The sequence below is a fragment of the Streptomyces sp. NPDC006261 genome (assembly GCF_040613515.1).
In the GTDB taxonomy this organism is placed as follows: domain Bacteria; phylum Actinomycetota; class Actinomycetes; order Streptomycetales; family Streptomycetaceae; genus Streptomyces.
Map to the genome: position 1 here is coordinate 36,327 of NZ_JBEXSI010000019.1, position 24,798 is coordinate 61,124.

The window sequence follows — 24,798 nt, forward strand, 5'->3', positions numbered from 1 at the left end:
GTACCGCCCCCGCCCTGTTTCACGTGAAACCAAGACAGGACCGACGCCTCAGAGCTGGGTGACGTCCAGCTCCCCGGCCGCGTACTGCTTCCGGATCACCTTCTTGTCGAACTTGCCGACGCTCGTCTTCGGCACGGCGGCGATCACCGACCAGCGCTCCGGCAGCTGCCACTTCGCGATGCCCGACTCGGCGAGGAACGCCTTCAGGGCCTCGTAGTCGGTACCGGTGGTGCCCTCCTTGAGGACCACCGTCGCCAGTGGCCGCTCGCCCCACTTCTCGTCCGGTACGGCGACGACGGCCGCCTCCGCGACGTCCGGGTGGGCCATCAGCGCGTTCTCCAGCTCCACGCTGGAGATCCACTCGCCGCCCGACTTGATGACGTCCTTGGCCCGGTCGGTGAGGGTGAGGTAGCCATCGGTGCTGATCACGCCGACGTCACCGGTCTTCAGCCAGCCGTCCTCGCTGAACTTGTCCTCGGGCCGCAGGTGTTCGCCGTCGGCGCCGCCGTAGTACGCGGCGGCGATCCAGGCGCCGCGGACCTCCAGCTCCCCGGCCGACTCGCCGTCCCACGGCAGGTGCTCGCCCGCCGGGCCGACCAGCCGCGCCTCCACACCGGCCGGGAAACGGCCCTGGGTGATGCGGTACGGCCACTCCTCCTCGGCGCTCAGCCCGGCGGGCGGGTGAGCCATGGTGCCCAGCGGCGAGGTCTCCGTCATACCCCAGGCGTGGCAGAGCCGGACGCCGAGCTTGTCGTACGCCTCCATCAGCGAGGGCGGGCACGCCGCGCCGCCGATGGTCACGTTGGCCATGGAGGTGAGGTCGCGCGGGTTGGCGGTCACCTCGGCGAGGAGGCCCTGCCAGATGGTGGGCACCGCGGCGGCGTGGGTCGGGCGCTCGCGCTCGATCATCTCGGCAAGCGGGGCCGGCTGGAGGAAGCGGTCCGGCATGAGCATGTTGACGCCGCTCATGAAGGTGGCGTGCGGCAGCCCCCAGGCGTTCACGTGGAACTGGGGGACCACGACGAGCGTGGTGTCCTTGTCGGTCAGCCCCATCGACTCCGACATGTTGACCTGCATGGAGTGCAGGTAGATCGAGCGGTGGGAGTAGACGACGCCCTTGGGGTCCCCGGTGGTGCCGGAGGTGTAACACATGGCGGCGGCCTGGCGTTCGTCCAGATCAGGCCAGTCGTACGTGGTGGGGCGGCCCGCGATCAGCTCCTCGTACTCGTGCACGCGCGGCGCGACCCCGGCGAGCGCCGAGCGGTCGCCCGGCCCGGAGACGACGACGTGCTCGATGCTCGGCAGGTGGGGCAGGAGCGGCACGAGGAGCGGCAGCAGCGTGCCGTCCGCGATGACCACCTTGTCGTCCGCGTGGTTGACGATCCAGGCGAGCTGTTCCGGCGGCAGCCTGAGGTTGAGGGTGTGGAGCACGGCCCCCATGGAGGGAATCGCGAGGTAGGCCTCCACATGGACGGCGTGGTTCCACATGAGAGTGGCGACCCGCTGGTCGCCGTCGATGCCCAGCTCGTCGCGGAGCGCGTTGGCCAGCTGGGTCGCGCGGGTGCCGATCTCGGCGAAGGTGCGTCGGTGCGGCTCGGGTTCGCCGGTCCAGGTCGTGACCTGCGACTTCCCATGGATCGTCATCCCGTGGTGCAGGATGCGGGTGACAGTCAGCGGTACGTCCTGCATGGTGCTCAGCACGGCGTCCTCCCGGTGGGCGCTACGCGGCAGTAAGGTTGCGCTGATTCTGCGCACATACCAAGCGGTATGTCACTACTCGCGGGAGGAAATTCCTGTCCGGGGGCCGACGGGGGACACTTCCCAGATCGCTGGGCTCAGCGCACCGGCGTCAGCTCCGGGTCCTCACGGAGCTTGCCGAGGGCGCGGGAGACGGCGCTCTTGACCGTACCGATCGACACCCCGAGCACCTCGGCCGTCTGGGCCTCGCTGAGGTCCTCGTAGTACCGCAGGACGACCATCGCGCGCTGGCGGTCCGGGAGCTTGAGCACCGCACGCCACATCGCGTCGTGCAGCGACTGCTGCTCGGCCGGGTCGGGCGCCGCGACGCCGCCCTGCTCGGGCAGCTCCTCGCACGCGAACTCGTCGACCTTGCGCTTGCGCCACTGCGAGGTCCGGGTGTTCAGCAGCGCCCGCCGGACGTACCCGTCCAGCGCCCGGTGGTCCTCGATCCGCTCCCAGGCGACGTACGTCTTGGCGAGCGCGGTCTGCAGCAGGTCCTCCGCGTCGCACGGATTCGCGGTGAGCGAGCGCGCGGTGCGCAGCAGGACCGGGCCACGGGCCCGGACGTACGAGGAGAACGACGCGTACGGCGCGTGGGTGTGGTGCGGGCCGGCGGCGGTGGCGGAGGCCGCCCTGGAGGCGCCCGTGCAGACTGGCGTGGTCATGTACTCAACGCTAGGAGCGGGGCCCGCCCGGGGGATCGCCCCCAGGTCCCGAAGGGCCGTCCGCCTCAGGTTGTAGGGCCGGCTCACCCTCCACCTCCTGAAGGTGGACGGGCCACCGCGGCGCCGTAAGGGTCCGCCCCCGACTCCGTCCGGGGTGGTTCAGCCGTCCGCGCCGAGGATCAGCCCGGACGTCGGGACCCCCGCACCAGCCGTGACCAGGGACCTCGCCGCCCCCGCCACCTGGTTCACCGACGTACCGCGGAGCTGCCGGACGGCCTCCGCGATGCCGTTCATCCCATGGAGGTACGCCTCCCCCAGCTGACCCCCGTGGGTGTTCAGGGCCAGCGCGTCCGCCGCGACGAACGCCCCGCCCTCCCCCGGGCCGCAGAAACCGAACTCCTCCAGCTGCATCAGGACGAACGGCGTGAAGTGGTCGTAGAGGATGCCCACGTCGATATCGGCCGGGGCCAGCCCCGAGCTCCGCCAGAGCTGCCGGGCGACCACCCCGGTCTCGGGCAGCCCGGTCAGGCCGTCCCGGTAGAAGCTCGTCATCTGCTCCTGGGACCGGCCCGCGCCTTGCGCCGCCGCGACGACGACGGCGGGCGGCCGGGGCAGGTCGCGGGCGCGCTCCACGCTGGTGACCACGAGGGCCTGGCCGCCGTCGGTCTCCTGGCAGCAGTCGAGCAGCCGCAGCGGTTCGACGATCCAGCGGGAGGCGGCGTGGTCGGCGAGCGTGATCGGCTGCCCGTGGAAGTACGCCGCCGGGTTCCGCGCCGCGTGCCGCCGGCCGACCACCGCCACCTGCCCGAAGACCTCCGGTCCGATGCCGTACGTGTGCAGATAGCGCTGGGCCGCCATCGCCACCCAGGAGGCGGGGGTGAGCAGCCCGGACGGCAGGTTCCAGCCGAGCGCCGCGCCCTCCGCGGTGGGCTCGCGCCGCTGGACACCGGAGCCGAAGCGCCGACCGGAGCGCTCGTTGAACGCCCGGTAGCAGACGACGACGTCGGCCACCCCGCTCGCCACCGCGAGGGCGGCCTGCTGGACGGTGGCGCAGGCGGCGCCGCCCCCGTAGTGAACACGGGAGAAGAAGGACAGCTCCCCGATCCCGGCGGCCTGGGCGACGGTGATCTCGGGGCTGGTGTCCATGGTGAAGGTGACGAGGCCGTCGACATCGGCGGGGGTGAGGCCCGCGTCGTGGAGGGCGGCGCCGACGGCCTCGACGGCGAGTTTGAGTTCGCTGCGGCCGGAGTTCTTGGAGAACTCGGTGGCGCCGATGCCGACGATGGCCGCTTTTCCGCCGAGGGTGTCGGCCCGCCGGACGCTCATGCGCCGCCCTCCCTGGTGATCGCCACGGTGACCTTTCCGGTGACGTGACGCCCTGTACGGTTGTCGCCGACGACAGCGACCTCTATAAGAGGGTGTTGTCCGTCTCTCAGGGATGTGATGTGGCCGGTCAACCGGATGACGTCCCCCGGGTAGTTGGGAGCACCGAGCCGGATGGCCACCTTCCGGAGAACGGCGGCGGGCCCGAAGTGATCGGTGATGTAGCGGCCGACGAGCCCGTTGGTGGTGAGGATGTTCATGAAGATGTCCGGTGAGCCCTTCTCCCGGGCCAGTTCGGCGTCGTGGTGCACGTCCTGGTAGTCCCGGGAGGCGATGGCGCCCGCGACGATCAGGGTGCGGGTGACGGGGATCTCCAGGGGCGGCAGTGCGTCGCCGACGCGGTACGTCCCGTTCACGACACGCCCTCCTGACAGCCGTCGCCCGCTATCAACAGGCCCAGCTCCGAGAGAAGTTCGGTGCCGCAGCCGAGGTACGCGTCGAGCTGACGGCCCCAGAGGAAGTGCCGGTGAACCGGGTGGTCGAGGTCGGCCCCGGAGCCGCCGTGCAGGTGCTGCCCCGCGTGCACGACCCGCCGGCCCGCCTCCGAGGCCCACCAGGCGGCCGTCAACGCCTGAGCCCCACGGCTCAGTTGCTGGTCCCGCCGCCAAGCGGCCTCGTACACCGTGACCCGGATGGCTTCCGTGTCCATGTGGGCGTCGGCGGCACGGAGCAGGACGCCCTGGTTGGTGGAGAGCGGCCGCCCGAACTGCTCGCGGCTGGTGGTGTGCTGGACCGCCCGGGCGAGGGAGCCCGCGCAGACGCCCGCCTGGAGCCCGGCGAAGGCGGTCCGGCTCGCGGCGAGGACCGCGGCGCAGGCCCCCGGGCCCGTACCGAGGGGCTCTCCCCGTACGCCGTCGAGGCCGAGCCGCCCCGCCGACCAGGGCGCGGTCGTCTCCACGGGCACCACGGTCACGCCCGGCGCCCGCACCTCGGCGAACCACAACTCCCGCTCGGCATCCGCGACCAGCACATGGGTGGCGTCCCGCAGCCACGGCACCCAGGGCACGACCCCGTACAGCGCCCCGTCCACCGCCCGCACTCCGCCCCGCGCCGGAAAGGCCCCCGTCGCCACCGCCGTACCGTCGCGCAGGGCGGGCAGCAGGCGCTCCCGCTGCTCCGCCGTACCGTGCTCGACGACCGCGAGGAGCCCGTACACGCAGGTCGCCGCCAGCGGGACCTGGGCCGTGCTCCGACCCTGTTCCTCCAGGAGCAGGACCAGACCGAGGAGCCCGATGTCCTCCACCGCGCCGGGTAGCCCGGCGGTGCACAGCTCCTTCCACAGCCCCGCGTCCGTACCCGTTCCGGCCGCCACCAGCCGCTCGTGCGTCGACAGGTCACCGAAGATCCGCGCGGCCAGACCCTGCGCCGCTGCCTGCTCCTCGCTCGGGGTGAAGTCCATCTCAACCGCCTTCGCTCGCCCGGAAGACCGGAAGTTCCAGATCGGGGTCCGCACGCAGGAACTCCAGCCGTACCGGCAGGCCGACGCGGACCTTGTCGTACGGCACCCCGACCACGTTGCCGACGATCCGGACGCCCTCGGCGAGCTCGATGAGCGCGACGGCGTACGGACCGCCCTCGCCCGACGGGTCGAAGGCGGGGAAGGACGGGTGGTGCATCACGACATGGCTGAAGACCGTGCCCTCGCCGCCCGCCTCGACCGTGTCCCACTCCTGGCCGGCGCAGGCGTTGCAGCCGGGGAGCCAGGGGAAGCGGAGGGTGGCGCAGCCCGTGCAGCGCTGAATGAGGAGGCGGTGCTCGGCGACCCCGGCCCAGAATCCGGCGTTGTCGCGGTTGATGACGGGGCGGGGGCGGAGGGGCGGTTCCGGCTTCGCGGGCTTTTGTTGCGCGGGGCGGTACCTGAGGATGCGGAAGCGGTGCGTCCCGGCGGGTTCGCCGTCGGCGCGGACGTCCATGCGGGTGGTGACGAAGTACCCGGTGCCGAGCTTGGTGGTCTTGCGGCGGGAGACGGACTCGATGACCGCGTCGAAGGTGATCAGGTCGCCGGGCCGGAGCGGCCGCAGATATACCTGCTCGCAGTCGGTGGCGACGACGGAGGTGTACCCGGCGCCGTCGAGGAGCCCGAGGAGTTCGTCGTACGCCGCTGAGCGGCCCGTACCGTGGGGGTGCCCGGTCAGCCCACCCATGGTCCAGGCCTGAAGCATGGTCGGCGGGGCGACGGCGTCGGGCCCCCGGTAGGCCGCGGAGGCGTCCCCCATGGCCTCGCACCAGTGGCGGATCATGGGCGCGTTGACGGGGTCCTTGCCGGTGCCCGCGGTGGCGGCGGGGCGGCCGGCGTAGGAGGTGAGCCGGTCGTACAGGGGGTCCGGGACGTCGGCCCGCACCGCCCGGTCGCCCGGCATCACCGCTTGCCCCGCGTCATCCCGAGACGCATCGTGGCGACGATCTCGCGCTGCACTTCGCTGACGCCGCCGCCGAAGGTGTTGATCTGCGCGGCCCGGTTCATCCGCTCCAGCTCACCACCACCACCGCCGTCCGTGCCGAAGCAGCCGGGCGACCCGCCCCGGAGGAGGGCTGCCTCACCCACCACCTCCTGGCACATCCGATAGACCTCCACCGCGCTCTCGGTCCCCGCGAACTTCACGCCGCTCGCCTCCCCGGGGGCGAGCGCGCCCGCTCCCACGGCGCCGACCAGCCGCCAGTTCAGCAGCCGGGTCGCCGCGAGCCGGGCGTACGCCTCCGCGAGCCGGGCGCGTACCCACGGCTCGTCGATCCGGCGGCGCCCTGTGGCGGGGTCGGGGGTACGGGCGTGGGCGAGGGCCTCCTCGTAGAAGTCCTCGGCCTGCATGCCGATGGCGGCGAGGGCGACGCGTTCGTGGTTGAGCTGGTTGGTGATGAGCCCCCACCCCTGGTTCTCCTCACCGACGAGGTTCGAGGCGGGGACGCGTACGCCGTCGTAGTACGTGGCGGCCGTCGTCAGCCCGCCCACGGTCTCGATGGGCGTCCAGGAGAAGCCGGGGTCGCCGGTCGGCACGAGGATGATCGAGATGCCCCGGTGCTTGGGCGCCTCCGGGTCCGTACGGCAGGCGAGCCAGATCCAGTCGGCCTGCTGGGCGCTGCTGGTGAAGATCTTCTGGCCGTCGATGACCCAGTCGCCGCCGTCCCGCACAGCGCGGGTCCGCAGGGCCGCCAGGTCCGTACCGGCTTCGGGTTCGCTGTAGCCGATCGCGAAGACGAGGTCGCCGCTGAGGATGCGGGGCAGGAAGTACGCCTTCTGCTCCTCGGTGCCGTACTTCATCAGGGTCGGGCCGACGGTGTTGAGGGTGACCATGGAGACGGGGGCGCCGGCCCGGTACGCCTCGTCGAAGAAGACGAACTGCTCGTCGGGTCCCCGGCCCTGCCCCCCGTACGCGACGGGCCAGCCGAGACCGAGCATCCCGTCGGCGCCGATCCGCCGGAGCAGCCGCCGCTGCTCACCCCGATCGTCGCGCCAGCTTCCTCCTTCGGGCAGCGCGGCCGCGAAGTACGCGCGCAGTTCGGTACGCAGCTGCTGCTGGCGCTCCGTCGGGGCGAGGTGCACGGCGGACCTCCAGAGGCGGGAAGCATGGCAGCCGGACGGTTGCTGACTGTCCGTCAGGTTTGCTTCCCCTGTCAAGGGTCCAACAACCAAAGGCAACGGCGACAGCCCGCGCGGGGCACGGAAGTGCCGCCGCACGGGCTGCTGTTCGGACGGCCGGGACCCACCCCCCGGGAGGTCCCGGACACCTGATCGCCGAAGTGGCGTCACGGAAGCGGCGTCACGGAAGCGGCGTCACCGCCGGGCGCCACCGCCGGGCACCCACCGCCGGGGCATCACCGCCAGGGCATCACCGCCAGGGGGCATCACCAGAAGAACGGGGTGAAGTTCACGGCGACGCTGTGGTCCGACTGGTCGATGGCGGTGAAGGCCGAGCCGCTGACCTGGGCCGAGGTGTTCTGGTTCGACGCACCGGATCCGACGGCCTGCTGCTGTGTCGTCGAGGAGTTGCCGGTGTTGTTGCCGCCGACGCCACTGCCGCCGATCGTCGCCACGGCCGCGTTCGATCCGTCGTTCGCGAAGGAGCCGTTGTCCGCCAGGGCCACACCGCCGCAGAGGGCGACGGTCAGAGGCAGCGCGGCGACTGCGGCGAGAACACGAGCGGTACGGATGCTTGCCATGTCAATTCCTCCAGGAACCGGAAGTCCGGCTTCATAGCTACATGTGCGGCTGGTTCCGGGAAAGTTGGCCGACCGCCCCGGTGCTGGTCACGACGTCGCGAGACCAGAGTTGCCCAGCACATCCCCGGCGAACCGTGCTGTGCCGTCGGATTCCCTCGCAAGCATGAAGAAGAGGCGATAAACCTCCTCTGCGACAACGACCCCGGCCGAGCGCCGCACCCGCATCTACGAGCAGGAGGCCCGCTAGAAGGTGTACCGGGCATGACTGAACACCTGGCCGTCGTGTCCGAGGCCGTACGCCGTGATGGGTGCCACGGCGAACAACAGGTCTCTGTCCTCGCGGATGCTGTCGCCGAAGCCGAAGAAGGCGCCCTCCGGCGAGGTGATGGGGTCCCCGTACTGCGCCTCGAACGCGGCGATGACCTCGTCCTGCCGCACCGGATCCGTCACCTGCTCCGCCGTGCCCTCGACCACGATGTCGAGGCCTCCCGAGAGTTGGCCGCGCCGACGCCGAGGACTTCGGGAAGGGCGAGGGTCTCGTGCGAGTCCTGCGGACCCACCTCCCGCTCCTCAAGACGAAGCTACGCAGCCTGGCCCGGCAGCGCTCAGCCCCACTTCCTTTATTCGAACGAATGTACGAAACTGGGGTCATGGCCACCATCGACCGGCAGACCGCCACCCTGGCCCTCGCCCACGCCCTCTCCGCCGCCGGGCGCGGGCTTCCCGTCTTCCCCCTGTCCGCCACCAAGCTCCCCGCGCTGCGCTCCCCCCACCGCGGCGAGCAGCCGCCGGTCCGCTGCCGGGGCGAGTGCGGGCTGCCGGGCCACGGGGTGCACGACGCCACCACCGACCCCGCGACCGTCCGGGCGCTCTTCGCCGCCGCGCCCCGGGCCACCGGCTACGGCATCGCCTGCGGGCTCGCCCCGCACCAGCTCATCGGCATCGACCTGGACGTGGACATCGCGTACGGCAACGACTCGGTGGGCGCGCTCCGGCAGCTGGCCCTCCAGCACCTGTTCACGATCCCGCCCACCGTCACGGTGCTCACCCCCAGCGGCGGCCGCCACCTCTGGCTCACCGGCCCCGCCGACACCACGGTCCCCAACTCGGCCGGCCGCCTCGCCCCGGGCATCGACATCCGCGGCAACGGCGGCTACCTGGTCGGCCCTGGCTCGGTCACCGCCCACGGCCGCTACCGCCTGGCCCCCGGCACCGCCCACCTCACTCCGGCCCCCTGCCCCCGCGCCCTCCTCCGCCTCCTCACCCCTTCACGTCGCCCGGCCGGAACGGCCATGGGCAGCGCGGGCACCCCGGAGTCCCCGGGCCGCCGGGGCGAGGGCCTGATCCAGTTCGTCCTGGCGGCCCACGAGGGCCAGCGCAACACCCGCCTGTTCTGGGCGGCCTGCCGCGCCTACGAACACGGCTTCGGCGACGCCCTGGCCGACGCCCTCACCGCCGCAGCGGTCCGCACGGGCCTCACGGAGCAGGAGGCCCGCGCGGCGATCGCGTCGGCGGAACGGCTGACGCGGGGGCGGGGGTGACGGAGTCCGGGCAGCAGCGCTCACCGGGCTCCGTGACCCAAACGCCGGTGGCACTGAGGGCGCTTGGACCCCTCCGGGCGGACCACCGCATAGAGGGCGGGTCTCCATTCCGGAGACCCGCCCTCTGACCTGCTACTTCTCTCACCTGGCGGTGGGTGTGGGATTTGAACCCACGGTGACATCGCTGCCACGACGGTTTTCAAGACCGTTCCCTTAGGCCGCTCGGGCAACCCACCTTCGCCCTGCTTCACGTGCTGCGGAGCGGTCAACAGCCTACCGGCTGGGCGCCTCGTGCAGGGCAGTCCGGCCACAGGTCGGCCATAGGGATGGGAGTTGACCGCGGAGGCGCCTCTCACGAGGCTGCCGGGTGGCGCTCCGGGTGCTGCTCAGCGGACATGAGGACAAGACCGCCCGCGGGGCGTGCCGTTGACACGCAGGGCAACCAGAGGCCGTCGTGCCCCTGGACGGGGAAGGCGTCGCGCTCTCCGGGCTCCGAGGTTCCTCCGAGGTAACTCCGCGCTCGCACTGCGCAATTCGGATCCCGTACGTGATCTGCACCACTGAGCGATTGCCCTTCCCTTCCGCAGCACGGTAGAAACGGCGTAACAAGATCACTCGGAGCGTCTGGAGCCTCCTCTGGACATCGCTCAGCGTGACTGGTCTCGGCTCTCTGACCAGGGGCCCTCCCGACCTGCATAAGAAACGGAGACACTTGAACCGCATCGCCATGCGTACCGCACTGCCTCTCATGACCGCCAGCGCCGTCCTACTCGCAGGGGCCGGCACGGGTACCGCCGCTCCGGCGGACGAGCCGGTTCCGGCCGACGGCGCGGAGATCGTGCCGTACATGCCGATCGGCCGGCAGAACTCATGATGTGGGCCAGGGGTGCGGACGGCAGGGCTGTACGGCGAGTCGCCGTCGCCCTGTCCGTCGCGGCGTTGCTCGGTGCCGGGGCGTGCGGGCCGAGCGACCAGGCCGAGCCGTCCTCGGAGAGCCCGAGCGTGACGGGGCCGGGCTCGGCCACTGCGGAAAAATCATCCGCCGCCGAAGCGGCGAAGTCCGTGCTGGAGAAGGGCATCGTCAACATCGAGTCCCTCGGCGAGGGGGACGGTGTGCTGCAGCGGCAGTTCGGCAACACGCTGGCCTCCGTGCCCGAGGACGTGCTGAGCGTGTCGTTCGCGTTCACCTGTACGGGTGGCGCCAAGGTGGCACTGGCCTTCCGCCTCGCGGGCAAGGAGGTGGCGTCGGCCGCGGGCACCCACGTGTGCGACGGCGCCACCATCTTCCAGCGGAGCATCGGCACGGCCGAGTCAGGTCCTCTCGGCTTCTCGGCCGTCGCCACCGGCGCTGAGAGCGGCGGCTACGCCTACGCCTACCACTCCGAGAAGAAGCAGCTTCCGTAAGCAGCTTCCGTGTAAGCGGCCTCCGTCAACGGCCGGAGCCCCCGCACTCTGTGCGGGGGCTCCGTCGATTCCGGACCGGGCGATCCGGCCGGTCAGCTGTCGCCCTCGCGCTGGCCAAGGGTGACCTCGGCCGTCGCCGACTTGCCGTCGCGCTCGTACGTGAGGGTCACCTTCTCGCCCGGCTTGCGGGTCCAGATCTCGCCGATCAGGGTCGGGCCGCTGTCGATCACGGTGTCGTTGAACTTGGTGATCACGTCGCCCGGCTTGAGGCCCGCCTTGGCCGCCGGGCCGTTCGGGGTGACGGCGGGGGTGCCGCCCGCGCCCTCGGAGGAGATCGCGGCGCCGCCGGTCTTCTCCTCCATCGTCACCGTCGCGCCGATCACCGGGTAGACCGGCTTGCCCGTCTTGATCAGCTGCTCGGCGACGTTCTTCGCCTGGTTGATCGGGATCGCGAACCCGAGGCCGATCGATCCGGCCTGGGACTGGCCGAGGCCGCCGCCCGTCGACTGGATCGCGGAGTTGATGCCGATGACCGCGCCCGTGGCGTCCAGCAGCGGGCCGCCGGAGTTGCCCGGGTTGATCGAGGCGTCGGTCTGCAGGGCGCTCATGTACGAGTTCTTGTTGCTGGAGCCGTCCCCGGAGGCGACCGGGCGGTTCTTCGCGCTGATGATGCCCGTCGTGACCGTGTTGGACAGGCCGAAGGGGGCGCCGATCGCGATCGTCGAGTCGCCGACCGCCACGCTCTCCGAGTTGCCGAGAGGGAGGGGAGCCAGGCCCGACGGCGGGTTCTTCAGCTTCAGCACGGCCACGTCGTAGCCCTGCGCCCGGCCGACCACCTCGGCCGCGTACTTCTTGCCGTCCGAGAACGTCGCCGACAGCTCGCCGGACTCCGCCGCGGAGGCCACCACGTGGTTGTTGGTGAGGATGTGGCCCTCCTTGTCGTAGACGAAGCCCGTGCCCGTCCCGCCCTCGCCCTCACCACCCTGCGCGTCGATCGTCACCACGCTGGGGAGAGCCTTCGCCGCGACCCCGGCCACGGTGCCCGCCGGGCGCTTGAGGTCCCTCGGGCTGTCCGACGCCGCGACCGTGGTCGAACTGCCGGAGGAGCCGTTGTCGTTGCGGTCGGCGGCCCAGAAGCCGAGCGCGCCGCCGATACCGCCCGCGACCAGAGCCGCCACCGCGACCGCCGCGACCAGGCCGCCGGCGCCCCGGCGCTTGCCGTTGCCGTGGGAGGGGTCGTGGCCGGGCTGCGGGACCGGGGCGCCCCAGACCGGGCCGTGGCCGCTCCCGTTGCCCATGCCGCCGCCGGGCGGGTGGGCCGCGCCGCCACCGGCGTACGAGGGGACCGCGGGCGGGGGCGGGGGCCAGGAGGCGGCGCCCGCGGGGGGCTCGGGCGCCGCCACGTACGGGGTGTGCGGGGGCTGGTGGGGCTGCTGGGGGGTGTGGGGCCCGGCCTGGTGGTGCGCGGGCTGGCCGGAGTACGCCGCCGAGTCCTGCGGGGCGCCCGGGTGCACCGGCGCGCCCTGGGCCGTGGGGGTGTGGCGCGGGGCGTCCGCGTGCGCCGGGGTCGCCGGGGGCGTCGCCTCCGTACCGGAGCCGCTCCCGGACTCCTCGCGTGCGCCGTCCGCCGCCGCGTCGGGAGTGGTGGCCGGCACGGGAGGTGCGGGCGGAACGGACGGCACGGCCGGTACCGCGTTGCCCTCGGTGCCCTCGTTCTCGGTGCTCACAGCTCTTTACTCCTCGGTTCCACTCGGCATCCAGTCGGCGTTCGGCAAGAAATCCGCTGTGCACGTGTCTGCAGTCAGCTTTTCCCACGGCACGTCGGGCCACTGTAAGCAGGACCTGTGCATCCGCACACCAATCTTTACATCAGACAAAACGGTCCTCCACGGTGACATGTGTTCGCCTACCCCCACAGCGGTGACACCATGGCCCGGGTGACCCACGCACGGCAGCGCAGCCCGCACAGCTCGATCCAGGTCGTCGCCCATCGCGGGGCCTCCGACGACGCCCCCGAACACACCCTGGCCGCCTATCGCAAGGCGATCGAGGACGGTGCCGACGCCCTGGAGTGCGACGTCCGGCTGACCGCCGACGGCCACCTCGTCTGCGTGCACGACCGCCGGGTGAACCGTACGTCGAACGGGCGCGGCGCCGTCTCCGCCCTGGAGCTCTCCGCCCTCGCCGCCCTCGACTTCGGCTCCTGGAAGGACCGCGAGGAGTCGCCGGACTGGGATCCGGTGCCGGGCGAGCTCACCTCCGTACTCACCCTGGAACGGCTCCTGGAGCTCTTCACCGAGGTACGGGCCACGGGGCGGCCGCTGCAGCTGGCCATCGAGACGAAGCACCCCACCCGTTGGGCCGGACAGGTCGAGGAGCGGCTCCTGCACCTGCTGAACCGCTTCGGTCTGGCCGCTCCTTCGGCCGACGAGCCCTCCCCCATCCGCATCATGAGCTTCTCCGGCCGCTCCCTGCACCGCGTCCAGGCCGCGGCGCCCAGCCTGCCGACCGTCTACCTGATGCAGTTCGTGTCACCCCGACTGCGGGACGGACGGCTGCCCGCCGGTTCCCGGATCGCCGGACCCGGCATGCGGATCGTGCGCAGCCACCCCGGGTACATCGAACGGCTGCACCGGGCGGGCCACCGGGTGCACGTGTGGACCGTGAACGAACCTGCCGACGTGGAGCTCTGCGCCGAACTCGGCGTCGAAGCGATCATCACCAACCGCCCGAAGCAGGTTCTGTCCCAACTGGGGCGCATTTAGCACACAATGGATCGCCTCTGGCACGCCCCTGGCAGGCGAAAGTGCCCCCGCCATCACCATGACGGGGAGTACACCGGCGCATTCACTGCGCGTTCAGTCGTGTCGAGTGCGTCACCGACAGCGCCCTGGCCGGTTTCCGGCGCAGCTCAGTGGGGCATCCAACCCGTGGCGTGGGGCAAAGGAGGTCTCGGGGGTGGCGTTGGTGGTGGCACAAGAGGTGCCTGCGTCGTCGAGCATGGCCGTTCCCCATGGCCCTGCGGGCGTGGGGCAGGCACGGCACCGGATGCGTGCGCAGTTGCGCAGCAACGGGGTGTCCGACGCGGTCGTGGATGACGCTGTTCTCATTCTTTCCGAACTGCTCAGCAACGCCTGCCGGCACGGCAGGCCGCTGGGGCGGCACACCGATGTCGGTGACGGCGACATCCGGGCCGCCTGGCGGGTGGACACGGGCGGCGGCCTGACCGTGGAGGTCACGGACGGCGGCGGGCCCACCCGGCCCGTTCCGGCCACCCCTTCGGTGACGGCACGAGGCGGCCGGGGGCTCAACATCATCAGCGCCCTGGCCCAGGAGTGGGGCGTACGGGACGACTCGTCGGGCGAGGTCACCGTCTGGGCCCACGTCCCCTCCCCGAAGCCGCCCGAGCTCGGCGCGGTCGACGGACTCACCGGGTTCGAAGGGCTCGACTTCTCCGACGTCCTCGACGACGCGAGCTGAAGCGGCTGCCCCATCGGCGACACCGCTCGGTGGGGGCGGCCTGTGAGGGCGGCGGCAGGCACGTGTGCCGTGGTGGTGTCCCGGGCGGCTAGGCTCGCGCCGAGACCGCACTGTCGCAATCGGGAGAATGCCCACCATGGCCAAGAAGCGCCCTCAGACCAAGGCCGGGAAGCAGCAGCTCAAGGACGGTGAGATCCCGGTCGTCGGGGCCCGTGAGCCCTGCCCGTGCGGTTCGGGCCGTCGCTACAAGGCGTGTCACGGACGCGCCGCCGCCCAGGCCGTGACCGAGCTCGTCCACCGCCCGTTCGAGGGACTCGCGGGCGAGTGCGACTGGGTCGCCCTGCGCGAGCTGGTGCCCGCCGCCACGGTCGAGCTGACGCTGAAGGGCGGGCTGCCCGAGGGCGTTCCGTCGGTGACGCTGGCGACCGTCCTGCCGATGGCCTGGCCCGCCCTGCGCCGCGACGACGGTTCCGTCCTCCTCGCCCTGCAGAACGACACCTCCTCCGGCGACCTCAGCCGCGACCTCGCGGACACGCTCCAGCGGGCGCTGGAGGTCGAGCCCGGCACCCCGGTCACCGCCCGCCGCGTACCGGCCGACGGGCCGCGCCTGCAGGATCTGCTCGACCCGGACGCCGCGTTCGAGCCGGTCGTCCACACCGGGTTCGAGTTCTGGGTGCCCGACGCGGAGAACGCCACACCTGAGGTGTCCGCCTCCCTGGAGCGCGCGAACGCCGCCGCGATCCCGACGGTGCTGCTCTCCGGCGCCGACGCCGCGTACTGGTGCGAGACCCCGGAGAAGAACCACCTGCGCTGGGTCATGCCGCACCCCGAGGAGCAGCTCCTCGACGCGCTCGCCCGGCTGCACGCCGCCGGCACCTCCTCGCTGGGTGAGGACACCCGGCTGGTCGGCTCGTTCCGGGCGCACGGTCTGGTCGTCCCCGTCTGGGACCTGCCGAGCTCCATGGGGGCCGAGGCGTGCGAGAAGCCCGCCGTCGCGTTCGCCGAGCGGCTGGCGACGGCGCTCGCCTCGGACGCCCCGCTCACCGCCGAGGAGCGACGTGCCCGCGGCGGGCTCACCAACCGCCAGGTGACGCTCAGCTGACCCCGTCGAGACCCGCCCCGAGTCGGTGACTCGCGTCACAACTCACCGTACTGACAAGTAAATCGCCGCCCCCGCAGGCGAGATCGAATTTGCGAACGGCAGATCTCTTGTTACCGTTCTAGAAGCCCGGTCGCTGGTGCATCCCCCGTCGCCAGCGACCGGGCGTCTTCGTTTCCGGCTGCGGCACGCTCCGGCCGGCCGCCCCGAGACCCGCCCCCGGACTCAGTCCGGTGCGCCCGGCGCGCGATGTGATCCGGCCCGGAGCAGCAGCGGCGCCTCCTCCACCGGCCCCGCGCCCGCGTACTCCGCCACCGCCGCATACGCGTCGGGGCCACCCGCCGAGGCGCTTCGCGGTGTCTCGCAGCTGCCCGGCTCGTCGTGGGCCGCCAGGACACAGTGCAGCTCCACGGTGCGCCCGCCCGGCCCCATCAGCGTGAGTACGGAGCGGAGTTCCCTACCGGAGGTGTTGCGGTAGTAGGCGCGCGCCCAGGTCTCGCCGCCCCCGGTCATGACACAGGTCTGCGCCTCGATGCCCTCCGGCGAGACGAGCTCGGGACCGCACCGGGCGGCGCCCTCGCGGCTCATTTCCGATGGCGATGGCCATGGCGCTTCCGACGGCGACGACGACGAAGGGGAAGAGGATTCGCCCCCGCTCCCGGATGGGTCATCAGAAGGCCTTTCCGCACGGCTTTCTGATGATCTGTCCGGGGATTCCTCACCTGTCGATACACGAGCCGGGGAGCCACCGGGATCCGCGGAAGCAATGATCGGAATCAGGCACGCGAACGCGGTGACAGCTGTGAGGCCGATCATGCGGAGATTCATGGTGGCCCCCTTGCCCGGCCGCGCGGGCACTCGCCGGACGCGGGTACGCGGGTATTCGGGGCGACGATATCGACGCGAGGCACGCTGCCGGGCCGTCCGGCGCCCGTTTACCGCGCATACGGCCCGGCTCCACACCCGTACGAGTGAGACGTACGAGTGAGGGCCGGGCCGCCCGCCCGTCAGTACGCGAGCCGGCTGCCACCGTCCGGAGCGCTCGTGCTCGCCTCGACCAGGGCGTCCAGGACCGCCTCGACGTCCGGGAGCCAGGGAGCCGCCGCCCCCGGCGAGGGGGCCCGCTCCCAGCGCACCTGGCCCGCGCCGGTCTCGGACGGGGGCAGGACGAGATAGCCGCCCTCCCCGTGGAACCGGAGCGAGCTGGGCACCCAGTCCTTGCTGTGGAGCAGCTCACCGAGCCTTTCCAGCGTGTACGGGGCCACCAGCAGCGACCACCGGGTGGGCGTCGCCACGACGGGGCCCAGCCGCATGCCCATGCCGTCCAGGGCGACCAGAGCTCGCGCCCCGGCCAGGGCGGGCAGGCTCACCGCGCAGGGGGCACGGCCGCCGGTCGCCAGCATCACCGGGGCTGTGGGCCGGTTGGTCCACCACCAGCGCACCATGCGCTCGTCCGTGGTGGCCGCCAGAAGCCCGGGGTCGAAGGGGTGCGCGCCGGGAACGGCGCAGTCGGGGTCGGGGCAGGCGCAGCCGAGGCCACGCCCGTCGGGCAGGGCGGCCGGCGCGGTCCCGGCTCCGGGGAGCACGGGCCACTGCCATGCGGTGGCGAAGGTCAGGGCCGCGTCGAGCCGGGCGGCACCCTCCTTGCGCCGGAGCCGGAACCTGCGTCGCCTTCCGAGGATCTCGCGCATGAGCGCTCGTTCCTTTCCGTTGAACGCCGAGTCCACATGACGCACGCGTGTGTGGGACCTCGCGCGAGCGTCTCTTCGCTGTGCATACGTGCTCATCAGGTTCTGCGGTACGGGGCGTGCCTTCGGTACCGAGCGTGAGCCGAGCCGAGCCGAGTGGAACCGATCCGAGTGGAACCGATCTGGGGTGGTGCCGAGCTGCGTGGAGCCGGGGGCGCCCGCCACGGGCGCCTCGTGCCTGCCGGCCGGGCCCGAACCCCGCCGCGTGGGGCGGAGGCGTGACCGTCACTGATCGCGACCGTCACGGGTAAGGACGTCCGGACCCGCTGTCAGGTTCCTGAGCGATCACATCCGCCCGTGAGCGTCTGCCCCGGGCATCGCCGATTACGTACCCAGCCTGCCCGGAATGACGCCGCCCCTGGGATTTCCTCCCGGGGACACCCCTTGTTGAGCTGCCCCAGTCGACCGCAAATAGCTGCCGGAGGGTGCATTTTTCGGCCAAGTTGACTAACACTGGAGGGGAGCGAATCCGGCGAGCCTCCAGGGGACAATGCTGGACATCAGGTTACTTGTGCGTGTACATGTGGATGCATTGATAGTGGCGCAGAATCACATGGGGGTTTGCGATGCTATTCGACGAATCGCACCGGCCCGAAAGCTGGCTGCCATGAGCGCCCCGCACCTGCCGAAAGTGGCTGGAATCGATCCAGAAGTTCCGGTTTCAACGCACACTGCCGCCCCCCTGCGGGAGGTTCCGGCAGCTCCCGGAGCCTTCATCCAGGACCGGCTCGCGGGCTGGGTCTCGGATCTCACGACCCTGCACGAACTCACCGAGCGGCTGGCCGGCACCACCACCCTCGACGCCGCCCTGAACGAGTTGCTGCACGCCGGAGCCGCCCTCGTGGGCGCCCGCCGCGGACTCCTCGTCCTGGAACCGGCGGGCGGCGGGACGCCGTCCACCACCCTCGGACTCGGGCTCAGCCACGCCGATCTCGGCCACATCGAGACCGTGGAGCGCGCCGCCACCGCCCTGGGCCGCGTCCTCGACGGGCGGCCCGGCACCGCGGACGGGCTCACCACGCCCGACCTGCTCGGCGACCCGGAGCTGGACCCCCGCCATCGCGAGGTCGCCACCCGCCTCGGCTACGCCGCCAGTTATGCCCTGCCCCTCGCTTCCGAGGCCGCCGGACGGCTCGGCGGCGCCGTCTGGCTCTACGACGAGCCCGGGGAGCCCTCGGAGAAGCAGCGCCACCTAGTCGGCCTGTACGCGCGCTACGCCACCGAGCACCTGGCCCGCCTGGCCGAGCTGGAACGCGCCCGCGCCGACGTCGCGACCGTCGCGGCGGAGCTGCTGCCCAGCCGGCTGCCCCGCATCCCCGGTGTCCAGCTGGCCGCCCGGCACCGGACCGGCCCCCGAGGCGGCGGCGACTGGTACGACGCGCTGCCGCTGCCCGACCAGGCGCTCGGGCTCGCGGTCGGCTCGGTGGGCGGATCGGGGCCGAGCGCGATGGCCGCCATGGGACGGCTGCGCGCCAGTCTGCGGGCGTACGCCGTGATGGAGGGCGAGGACCCCGTCGCCGTACTCTCCGATCTCGAGCTCCTGCTCCGGCTGACCGAGCCCGCGCGGACCGCCACCGCCCTCTTCGCCTACTGCGAACCCGCCGCCCGCAAGGTCGTGCTCGCCGGGGCCGGGCACACCCCGCCGCTGGTGCTCGGCGAGAGGCGCTGCGAGTTCGTCGAGACCACGCTCTCCGCCCCGCTGGGGATGCTCGCCTGCTGGGAGGCGCCGAGCGTGGAGTTCTCCCCGGCGCCGGGAGAAACGGTGCTCCTCTACACGGACGGCCTGCTGCGCCGCACCGGCGACGCGATGGACCGTGCCTTCGCCCGGCTGCACTCCGCCGCCGCTTCCGTACCGAAGGCGGGGCGGCACGATCCGGCCGCCGTCGCCGACCACGTCCTGCGCACGATGCTGCCCGACGGGCTCGACCGGAGCGACTCCACCGAGGACGTGGTGGTCCTCGCCGCGCACTTCGACTGACCCCCCCCAACTACCTCTCCGGTAACAGGCCCTTCGGCCCTGGGCCCCCTTCCGTACGCCCGTACGATGGGTGATGGCCCAGTGTCGTAACAAGGAGAATCACATCGTGTCTGAGGAGCTCATCCCGGAGACCCCGGAGCAGGAGACCGAAGAGAACGAGGCAGCGGAGCCGATCAAGCAGCGGAAGAACGGCCTGTACCCGGGCGTCTCCGACGAGCTCGCCGAGAACATGAAGTCGGGCTGGGCCGACACCGAGCTGCACGGGCTCGCACCGATCGCCCAGGCCGAACACACCGCCGCCCGCCGCGCCGCTCTCTCCGCGCGCTTCCCCGGTGAGCGCCTCGTCATCCCCGCGGGCAACCTCAAGACCCGCTCCAACGACACCGAGTACGCCTTCCGCGCCTCCACCGAGTACGCGTACCTCACGGGTGACCAGACCCAGGACGGCGTCCTCGTCATGGAGCCGACGGGCGAGCGCGGCCACCAGGCCACGATCTACCTGCTGCCCCGCTCGAACCGGGAGAACGGCGAGTTCTGGCTGGACGGCCAGGGCGAGCTGTGGGTCGGCCGCCGGCACTCCCTCGCCGAGGCCGAGCAGCTGCTGGGCATCCCCGCGAAGGACGTCCGCGAGATCGCCGCCGCGCTGACCGAGGCCACCGGCCCGGTCCGTAGCGTGCGCGGTCACGACGCGTCCATCGAGGCCGCCCTCACCGACAAGGTGACCGCCGAGCGCGACGAGGAGCTGCGCGTCCACCTCTCCGAGGCCCGCCTCGTGAAGGACGCCTTCGAGATCGCCGAGCTGCAGAAGGCCTGCGACGCCACCGCGCGCGGCTTCGAGGACGTCGTCAGGATCCTGGACAAGGCCGAGGCGACCAGCGAGCGCTTCATCGAGGGCACGTTCTTCCTGCGCGCCCGCGTCGAGGGCAACGACATCGGCTACGGGTCGATCTGCGCCGCCGGACCGCACGCCACCACCCTGCACTGGGTCCGCAACGACGGTGCCGTCCGCTCCGGCGATCTGCTGCTCCTGGACGCCGGCGTGGAGACGAACGAGCTCTACACCGCCGACGTGACGCGCACCCTGCCGATCAACGGCACGTTCTCGCCGCTGCAGCGCAAGATCTACGACGCGGTGTACGAGGCCCAGGAGGCGGGCATCGCCGCCGTGAAGCCCGGTGCCACCTTCCGCGACTTCCACGACGCCTCGCAGCGCGTGCTCGCCGAGAAGCTCGTCGCGTGGGGCCTGCTCGGCGACCTGTCCGTGGACAAGGTCCTGGAGCTCGGCCTCCAGCGCCGCTGGACCCTGCACGGCACCGGTCACATGCTCGGCATGGACGTCCACGACTGCGCCGTCGCGCGCACCGAGGCGTACGTCGACGGCATCCTGGAGCCGGGGGTCTGCCTGACCGTGGAGCCGGGCCTCTACTTCCAGGCCGACGACCTGACCGTGCCCGAGGAGTACCGGGGCATCGGCGTCCGGATCGAGGACGACATCCTCGTCACCGAGGACGGCAACCGGAACCTGTCCGACAAGCTGCCCCGGCGGGCCGACGAGGTCGAGGCCTGGATGGCTCAGCTGAAGGGCTGACCCCTTCTCCGCCTGACGGCAGGGCGCGCTGCTCACACCATGAGCAGCGCGCCCTCCCGCCATTTCAGGACCTTGTCGAAGCTGACCACCGCGCCCCGGCCCGGCCGGTTGCCGAACTGGACGTGGTCGGCGAGCTGCTCGATGAGGTCCAGCCCGCGGCCGCTCTCGGCGACGCAGGGGATGTACGGGGCGAACGTGGGCTGGGCACCGACGGGCTCGGGGTGATGGGACCGTTCGACGTACTCCGGTTGCTGGGCCCGTTCGATGTGCTCCGGCTGCTGGGCCCGTTCGACGTACTCCGGTTGCTGGGCCCGTTCGATGTGCTCCGCGTGTTCGGTGTGCGCGGCTGGGCGAAGCGCGCGCCGGGCGGGGAAGCCCGGGCCCGAGTCGGCCACCTCGATACGGCATTTCTCGCCGTCCAGATAGGCCGTGACCCGGTACTGCCCGGAGTCCGCCGGGGGCCTTTCGGGTCCGCGATCCCCGTGCTCCTCCAGGCCCGGCCGGTCGCCGCCGTGTTCGACGGCGTTGGCACAGGCCTCGCTGAGCGCGACCGAAAGGTCGAAGGAGATGTCCGGGTCCACCCCCGCGGTTTCCATGGTGCCGAGCAGAAAACGACGGGCGAGCGGAACACTCGCAGCTTCGCGCCGCAAATGGAGTGACCACCAGATGCTCATGCTCCAGCCTCCTGGCTGCGGCTCGACGTACCGATACGTATTGCCGCACAAGGCACTTCGTAAGCACGGATCGGCCGTGAGAGCCCTCATTCGGCGGATGCGGATATTCCGCGCACCCGTGTATGGCCGCCCCGTGGGCCACCCCGGCGGAGGTGGGGGCGGGTTCCGGAAGCGGCGCGTCCACAGTCCGTACATCCCCCGCCAACAGCCACAACAAGCGCGCTTGTGGACGGAGACTGATCTTCCGGACCTGCCGTACCGCGGAGGGGTGCGCAGTGCGATGATGTTCGGGCCATGTCCACGCCTGTCGCACACGCCGGAGCCGGTCTGCGGCTCATGAGGGCCGCGGTGTTCACCGCGGTCTGCGTCGTGCTGTCCGCGGCGGGGCACGCGTTCGCCGCCGGGGCGCCCGTCCCCGCGTGGACCCTGCTCGCCGGATTCCTCGGCGTCCTCGCCGTGGCTTCGGCCCTCGCCGGACGGGAACGCTCCCTGCCGTCGATCGCGGGTGCGCTGGCGGGCGGACAGGTCGCCCTGCACGTCCTCTTCGCGTACGGCAGCCACGGCAGCACGCATGCCGTCGCCGCCGCGGCACCCCGGGGCAGCGGCGAGAACCCCTTGATCCGTTTCGCCGCCGGGCTGGTGTGCGGCGGAGGACCGGGGCAGATCGACGCCGCCGACGCCCATCGCATCGTCACCACGGCGGGCATAGACCCCTCCGTGGTCGCGGGCCACAGCCACCTCGCATCGGCGGGGGCTGCGGGAGCCGCCACCGCGGCGGCTCCGGACGGTGGTTCCGGCGTGGCCGCGGCGTACGCCTCGGCGGCCGCGCTGCTGCCGGGCCTGCCGATGTTCCTGGCTCACCTGCTGGCCGCGCTCGCCGCCGGCTGGCTGCTGCGACGCGGCGAGGCCGCCCTCTTCCGGCTGGCCCGGCTCTCGGCGTACGGCGCCCAGGCGCTGGCGGCCGGCGCCCGGCTGCGCTCCCTGCGCGCCGCGCTCGCGCTCGTACGCGCCCTGCGCGCCGGAGCGCGTGAGCAGCTCGCGAACGGCCCGCGCGCCCTGCGTACGGCCGACGACGAACCGGCACCGGCCACCGGGGACCCTCTGCAGCACCTGGTGATCAGGCGCGGGCCTCCGGCCCCGTACGCCCTCGCAGCCTGACGCGACACCTGCGCCCACCGCCGTACGGACCATCACCGTGCACAAGGGGCCTCCTTCATGGACGGCTCTCGCGGACATGGCCGGATTCCTCACGGACCGGACGAGGTGTCGTGCCACCGTCGCGCACCCGCGCGCCGGACCACTGTGTTCCTCTTCCGCCGTATTCCTCTTCCTCCGTGGAGTGATTCCTGCCATGAGCGCCACCAACGTCTCCCGCATCGCCATCGCCGCCGGCGTCGCCGCGTCCAGCGTCCTGCTGCTCGCCGGTCCCGCCGCCGCGCACGTCACCGTCCAGCCGCAGGGCGAGGCGGCCAAGGGCGGTTACGCCACGCTCAACTTCAAGGTCCCCAACGAGCGGGACCAGGCCTCCACGGTCAAGCTCGAGGTGAACTTCCCGGCCGACCACCCGCTCTCCTCCGTCACCCCGGAGGCCGTGCCGGGCTGGAAGATCGCGATCACCAAGGGCAAGCTCGACAAGCCCCTGGAGGTGCACGGCCGGAAGATCACCGAGGCCGTCACCAAGGTGACCTGGACCGCCGACGGCTCCGAGATCGCGCCCGGCTACTTCCAGCAGTTCCCGGTCTCCGTCGGGCGGCTTCCCGAGGACGCCGACCAGCTGGTCTTCAAGGCCGTCCAGACGTACGACAACAAGGAAGTCGTCCGCTGGATCGAGGAGCCCAAGGGCGGCGAGGAGCCGGACAGCCCCGCCCCGGTCCTGAAGCTGACCGCCGCGACCGAGGACCACCACGGCGGCGCGGCCGACAAGGCCGGCGACGACGAGCCCGAGGCCGGCCACGAGGCCGATGACAAGGCCGCGTCGGCGGAGGGTGACAAGAAGGAGACGCACGCCGCGTCCTCCTCCTCCAGCGACACCACGGCCCGCACCCTGGGGATCATCGGCATCCTCATCGGCGTCGCGGGCGTCGCGTTCGGCGTGCTCGCCGGCCGCCGCCGTACGACCTGATCCAACGGGTCGCGCCGTCGCCGTACGGCCCGACGCGCCCGGGTCCGGCCGTCGCCGTACGGCCGGGCCTGCCGGTTCCACCACCCGCACCACATTCAGGACACCCTCACATGCGCAACAGAAATGCAGTGACGGCCGTGGCGTTCGCCGCCGCGGCCGCACTGGCCCTCTCGGCCTGCGGCAGCAGCGGTGACAAAGCGGGCTCCTCGTCGATCGCCGATGTCGAGGCCTCGCCGAAGACCCAGGCCGCGACCGTTCTCGACCGGCCGTTCACCAAGCCGGACCTCGTCCTCACCGACACGGACGGCAAGGAGTACGACCTCCGCGAGGTGACCAAGGGCAAGCCGACGCTCATCTACTTCGGCTACACCCACTGCCCCGACGTCTGCCCGCTGACCATGAGCAACATCTCCATCGCCAAACGGGGCCTGCCCGAGGCCGACCAGGACAAGCTCCAGGTCGTCTTCGTCACCACCGACCCCGAGCGCGACACCCCCGCCTCGCTCGGCGAGTGGCTCAAGGCCCAGGACCCCACCTTCACCGGTCTCACCGGCGACTTCCCCACCATCCAGGCGGGGGCGCGCCAGATCGGCATCGGTATCGAGCCGGCGACGAAGGACAAGGACGGCAAGCCCGTCTCGATGCACGGGGCACAGGTCGTCGCCTTCTCCCCGAAGACGGACGGCGGATACGTGCTGTACGGCGAGGACACCACCGCCGAGGAGTACGCGAAGGATCTCCCCAAGCTGCTCAAGGGGGAGAACCCGTGAACCGGCGTACGGTCCTCGCCGGCGCCCTCGCCCTCACCACGGGGCTGGCGCTGGCGGGGTGCTCCACGGAGAGCGACGAGCCCGAGCTGAAGGTCGTGGGCGCGTATCTGCCGCAGCCCGTCAGCGACATGGCCGCCGGCTTCCTCGTCGTACAGAACAGCGGTTCCTCCCCCGACCGGCTCACCTCGGTGACCAGTCCGCTCTCCGACGACGTCACGATCCACGAGACGAAGAACCAGCAGATGCGCGAGGTCGCGTCGTTCGAGGTGCCGGCGAACGGCGAGCTCGACCTCGAACGCGGCGGCAACCACATCATGTTCATGAAGCTCAAGAAGAAGCCCAAGCAGGGCGAGAAGGTCTCCGTCGAGCTGCACTTCGAGAAGGCCGACCCCATCACGGTCGACCTGCCGGTGAAGGAAACCACCCACAACCCGAAGAAGCAGTGAGGGTC

At 71.8% G+C, this 24,798-nt stretch carries 25 protein-coding genes and 1 tRNA gene; 12 read left to right on the forward strand and 14 right to left on the reverse strand.

The window, feature by feature from the left end; translation table 11 throughout:
• Positions 1–48: 48 nt before the first annotated feature.
• The 9 genes from ABZ154_RS14640 to ABZ154_RS14680 form a co-directional block, all read right to left on the reverse strand.
• Positions 49–1,701: a long-chain fatty acid--CoA ligase gene (locus tag ABZ154_RS14640; protein ID WP_356832456.1), complete on the reverse strand. Its 1,653-nt coding sequence runs from the start codon at positions 1,699–1,701 to the stop codon at positions 49–51.
• 134 nt (positions 1,702–1,835) lie between these two features.
• Positions 1,836–2,405, reverse strand: a complete 570-nt coding sequence (locus tag ABZ154_RS14645) for a SigE family RNA polymerase sigma factor (RefSeq protein WP_356832458.1) — start codon at positions 2,403–2,405, stop codon at positions 1,836–1,838.
• Positions 2,406–2,564: 159 nt separating this feature from the next.
• Positions 2,565–3,731, reverse strand: a complete 1,167-nt coding sequence (locus tag ABZ154_RS14650; protein ID WP_356832460.1) for a lipid-transfer protein — start codon at positions 3,729–3,731, stop codon at positions 2,565–2,567.
• Entirely contained in the window at positions 3,728–4,144 is a 417-nt protein-coding gene (locus tag ABZ154_RS14655; protein WP_356832462.1) for a MaoC family dehydratase, read from the reverse strand. Before ABZ154_RS14655 ends, ABZ154_RS14650 begins: the two co-directional genes overlap by 4 nt.
• On the reverse strand, positions 4,141–5,187 hold the full coding sequence (locus ABZ154_RS14660; protein WP_356832464.1) for an acyl-CoA dehydrogenase family protein: 1,047 nt from the start codon (positions 5,185–5,187) through the stop codon (positions 4,141–4,143). Before ABZ154_RS14660 ends, ABZ154_RS14655 begins: the two co-directional genes overlap by 4 nt.
• Before the next feature lies 1 nt (position 5,188).
• Complete coding sequence (locus ABZ154_RS14665; RefSeq protein ID WP_356832466.1) at positions 5,189–6,148, reverse strand: OB-fold domain-containing protein; 960 nt, start codon at positions 6,146–6,148, stop codon at positions 5,189–5,191.
• Complete coding sequence (locus tag ABZ154_RS14670; RefSeq protein WP_356832468.1) at positions 6,148–7,326, reverse strand: acyl-CoA dehydrogenase family protein; 1,179 nt, start codon at positions 7,324–7,326, stop codon at positions 6,148–6,150. The genes ABZ154_RS14665 and ABZ154_RS14670 overlap by 1 nt, the downstream gene beginning before the upstream one ends.
• Before the next feature lie 302 nt (positions 7,327–7,628).
• Complete coding sequence (locus tag ABZ154_RS14675; protein ID WP_356832470.1) at positions 7,629–7,943, reverse strand: hypothetical protein; 315 nt, start codon at positions 7,941–7,943, stop codon at positions 7,629–7,631.
• Positions 7,944–8,186: 243 nt separating this feature from the next.
• Positions 8,187–8,417: a hypothetical protein gene (locus ABZ154_RS14680; protein WP_356832472.1), complete on the reverse strand. Its 231-nt coding sequence runs from the start codon at positions 8,415–8,417 to the stop codon at positions 8,187–8,189.
• A 176-nt stretch (positions 8,418–8,593) separates the two neighbouring features.
• Between ABZ154_RS14680 and ABZ154_RS14685 the strand changes: the two genes are divergently transcribed.
• Positions 8,594–9,484: a bifunctional DNA primase/polymerase gene (locus ABZ154_RS14685; RefSeq protein ID WP_356832474.1), complete on the forward strand. Its 891-nt coding sequence runs from the start codon at positions 8,594–8,596 to the stop codon at positions 9,482–9,484.
• Between the two features lie 146 nt (positions 9,485–9,630).
• On the opposite strand, the gene ABZ154_RS14690 is transcribed toward ABZ154_RS14685, so the two are convergent.
• A tRNA-Ser gene (locus ABZ154_RS14690) sits at positions 9,631–9,720 on the reverse strand.
• A gap of 512 nt (positions 9,721–10,232) precedes the next feature.
• On the opposite strand from ABZ154_RS14690, the gene ABZ154_RS14695 reads away from it, so the two are divergent.
• On the forward strand, positions 10,233–10,358 hold the full coding sequence (locus tag ABZ154_RS14695) for a hypothetical protein (protein WP_356832476.1): 126 nt from the start codon (positions 10,233–10,235) through the stop codon (positions 10,356–10,358).
• Complete coding sequence (locus ABZ154_RS14700; protein WP_356832478.1) at positions 10,355–10,888, forward strand: hypothetical protein; 534 nt, start codon at positions 10,355–10,357, stop codon at positions 10,886–10,888. Before ABZ154_RS14695 ends, ABZ154_RS14700 begins: the two co-directional genes overlap by 4 nt.
• A gap of 92 nt (positions 10,889–10,980) precedes the next feature.
• Here ABZ154_RS14700 and ABZ154_RS14705 read toward each other — a convergent pair whose 3' ends face one another.
• Complete coding sequence (locus tag ABZ154_RS14705) at positions 10,981–12,615, reverse strand: trypsin-like peptidase domain-containing protein (RefSeq protein ID WP_356832480.1); 1,635 nt, start codon at positions 12,613–12,615, stop codon at positions 10,981–10,983.
• Positions 12,616–12,816: 201 nt separating this feature from the next.
• Between ABZ154_RS14705 and ABZ154_RS14710 the strand changes: the two genes are divergently transcribed.
• From ABZ154_RS14710 to ABZ154_RS14720, 3 genes are all read left to right on the forward strand, one after another.
• Positions 12,817–13,653: a glycerophosphodiester phosphodiesterase gene (locus ABZ154_RS14710; RefSeq protein WP_356832590.1), complete on the forward strand. Its 837-nt coding sequence runs from the start codon at positions 12,817–12,819 to the stop codon at positions 13,651–13,653.
• Positions 13,654–13,759: 106 nt separating this feature from the next.
• Positions 13,760–14,368, forward strand: a complete 609-nt coding sequence (locus ABZ154_RS14715) for an ATP-binding protein (RefSeq protein ID WP_356832482.1) — start codon at positions 13,760–13,762, stop codon at positions 14,366–14,368.
• A 136-nt stretch (positions 14,369–14,504) separates the two neighbouring features.
• The gene (locus ABZ154_RS14720) at positions 14,505–15,470 is read left to right on the forward strand and encodes a DUF5926 family protein (protein WP_128848740.1); all 966 of its coding nucleotides are present in this window, start codon (positions 14,505–14,507) and stop codon (positions 15,468–15,470) included.
• A 222-nt stretch (positions 15,471–15,692) separates the two neighbouring features.
• On the opposite strand, the gene ABZ154_RS14725 is transcribed toward ABZ154_RS14720, so the two are convergent.
• Both ABZ154_RS14725 and ABZ154_RS14730 read right to left on the reverse strand, forming a co-directional pair.
• A complete protein-coding gene (locus tag ABZ154_RS14725) occupies positions 15,693–16,055 on the reverse strand; it encodes a hypothetical protein (RefSeq protein WP_356832485.1) in 363 nt (120 codons plus the stop codon).
• A gap of 419 nt (positions 16,056–16,474) precedes the next feature.
• On the reverse strand, positions 16,475–17,158 hold the full coding sequence (locus ABZ154_RS14730) for a bifunctional DNA primase/polymerase (RefSeq protein ID WP_356832487.1): 684 nt from the start codon (positions 17,156–17,158) through the stop codon (positions 16,475–16,477).
• 547 nt (positions 17,159–17,705) lie between these two features.
• On the opposite strand from ABZ154_RS14730, the gene ABZ154_RS14735 reads away from it, so the two are divergent.
• Positions 17,706–19,193, forward strand: a complete 1,488-nt coding sequence (locus ABZ154_RS14735; protein ID WP_356832489.1) for a PP2C family protein-serine/threonine phosphatase — start codon at positions 17,706–17,708, stop codon at positions 19,191–19,193.
• A 106-nt stretch (positions 19,194–19,299) separates the two neighbouring features.
• Positions 19,300–20,781: an aminopeptidase P family protein gene (locus ABZ154_RS14740; RefSeq protein ID WP_356832491.1), complete on the forward strand. Its 1,482-nt coding sequence runs from the start codon at positions 19,300–19,302 to the stop codon at positions 20,779–20,781.
• Between the two features lie 32 nt (positions 20,782–20,813).
• Here ABZ154_RS14740 and ABZ154_RS14745 read toward each other — a convergent pair whose 3' ends face one another.
• Positions 20,814–21,455: an ATP-binding protein gene (locus ABZ154_RS14745; RefSeq protein WP_356832493.1), complete on the reverse strand. Its 642-nt coding sequence runs from the start codon at positions 21,453–21,455 to the stop codon at positions 20,814–20,816.
• 294 nt (positions 21,456–21,749) lie between these two features.
• On the opposite strand from ABZ154_RS14745, the gene ABZ154_RS14750 reads away from it, so the two are divergent.
• The 4 genes from ABZ154_RS14750 (at position 21,750) to ABZ154_RS14765 (ending at position 24,793) form a co-directional block, all read left to right on the forward strand.
• The gene (locus tag ABZ154_RS14750) at positions 21,750–22,613 is read left to right on the forward strand and encodes a hypothetical protein (protein WP_356832495.1); all 864 of its coding nucleotides are present in this window, start codon (positions 21,750–21,752) and stop codon (positions 22,611–22,613) included.
• Positions 22,614–22,806: 193 nt separating this feature from the next.
• Entirely contained in the window at positions 22,807–23,577 is a 771-nt protein-coding gene (locus ABZ154_RS14755; protein WP_356832497.1) for a YcnI family protein, read from the forward strand.
• 110 nt (positions 23,578–23,687) lie between these two features.
• The gene (locus tag ABZ154_RS14760; protein WP_356832499.1) at positions 23,688–24,347 is read left to right on the forward strand and encodes an SCO family protein; all 660 of its coding nucleotides are present in this window, start codon (positions 23,688–23,690) and stop codon (positions 24,345–24,347) included.
• Complete coding sequence (locus tag ABZ154_RS14765) at positions 24,344–24,793, forward strand: copper chaperone PCu(A)C (protein WP_356832501.1); 450 nt, start codon at positions 24,344–24,346, stop codon at positions 24,791–24,793. The genes ABZ154_RS14760 and ABZ154_RS14765 overlap by 4 nt, the downstream gene beginning before the upstream one ends.
• Positions 24,794–24,798 lie beyond the last annotated feature (5 nt).

Excerpts from the sequence above, each read along its gene's own strand:
- ABZ154_RS14645 (WP_356832458.1), bottom strand. The coding sequence starts at position 2,405 with ATGACCACGCCAGTCTGCACGGGCGCCTCCAGGGCGGCCTCCGCCACC.
- ABZ154_RS14650 (WP_356832460.1), bottom strand. The coding sequence starts at position 3,731 with ATGAGCGTCCGGCGGGCCGACACCCTCGGCGGAAAAGCGGCCATCGTC.
- ABZ154_RS14660 (WP_356832464.1), bottom strand. The coding sequence starts at position 5,187 with ATGGACTTCACCCCGAGCGAGGAGCAGGCAGCGGCGCAGGGTCTGGCC.
- ABZ154_RS14665 (WP_356832466.1), bottom strand. The coding sequence starts at position 6,148 with ATGCCGGGCGACCGGGCGGTGCGGGCCGACGTCCCGGACCCCCTGTAC.
- ABZ154_RS14675 (WP_356832470.1), bottom strand. The coding sequence starts at position 7,943 with ATGGCAAGCATCCGTACCGCTCGTGTTCTCGCCGCAGTCGCCGCGCTG.
- ABZ154_RS14685 (WP_356832474.1), top strand. The coding sequence starts at position 8,594 with ATGGCCACCATCGACCGGCAGACCGCCACCCTGGCCCTCGCCCACGCC.
- ABZ154_RS14695 (WP_356832476.1), top strand. The coding sequence starts at position 10,233 with ATGACCGCCAGCGCCGTCCTACTCGCAGGGGCCGGCACGGGTACCGCC.
- ABZ154_RS14700 (WP_356832478.1), top strand. The coding sequence starts at position 10,355 with ATGATGTGGGCCAGGGGTGCGGACGGCAGGGCTGTACGGCGAGTCGCC.
- ABZ154_RS14710 (WP_356832590.1), top strand. The coding sequence starts at position 12,817 with ATGGCCCGGGTGACCCACGCACGGCAGCGCAGCCCGCACAGCTCGATC.
- ABZ154_RS14720 (WP_128848740.1), top strand. The coding sequence starts at position 14,505 with ATGGCCAAGAAGCGCCCTCAGACCAAGGCCGGGAAGCAGCAGCTCAAG.
- ABZ154_RS14725 (WP_356832485.1), bottom strand. The coding sequence starts at position 16,055 with ATGAGCCGCGAGGGCGCCGCCCGGTGCGGTCCCGAGCTCGTCTCGCCG.
- ABZ154_RS14730 (WP_356832487.1), bottom strand. The coding sequence starts at position 17,158 with ATGCGCGAGATCCTCGGAAGGCGACGCAGGTTCCGGCTCCGGCGCAAG.
- ABZ154_RS14735 (WP_356832489.1), top strand. The coding sequence starts at position 17,706 with ATGCTGGACATCAGGTTACTTGTGCGTGTACATGTGGATGCATTGATA.
- ABZ154_RS14745 (WP_356832493.1), bottom strand. The coding sequence starts at position 21,455 with ATGAGCATCTGGTGGTCACTCCATTTGCGGCGCGAAGCTGCGAGTGTT.
- ABZ154_RS14750 (WP_356832495.1), top strand. The coding sequence starts at position 21,750 with ATGTCCACGCCTGTCGCACACGCCGGAGCCGGTCTGCGGCTCATGAGG.
- ABZ154_RS14755 (WP_356832497.1), top strand. The coding sequence starts at position 22,807 with ATGAGCGCCACCAACGTCTCCCGCATCGCCATCGCCGCCGGCGTCGCC.
- ABZ154_RS14760 (WP_356832499.1), top strand. The coding sequence starts at position 23,688 with ATGCGCAACAGAAATGCAGTGACGGCCGTGGCGTTCGCCGCCGCGGCC.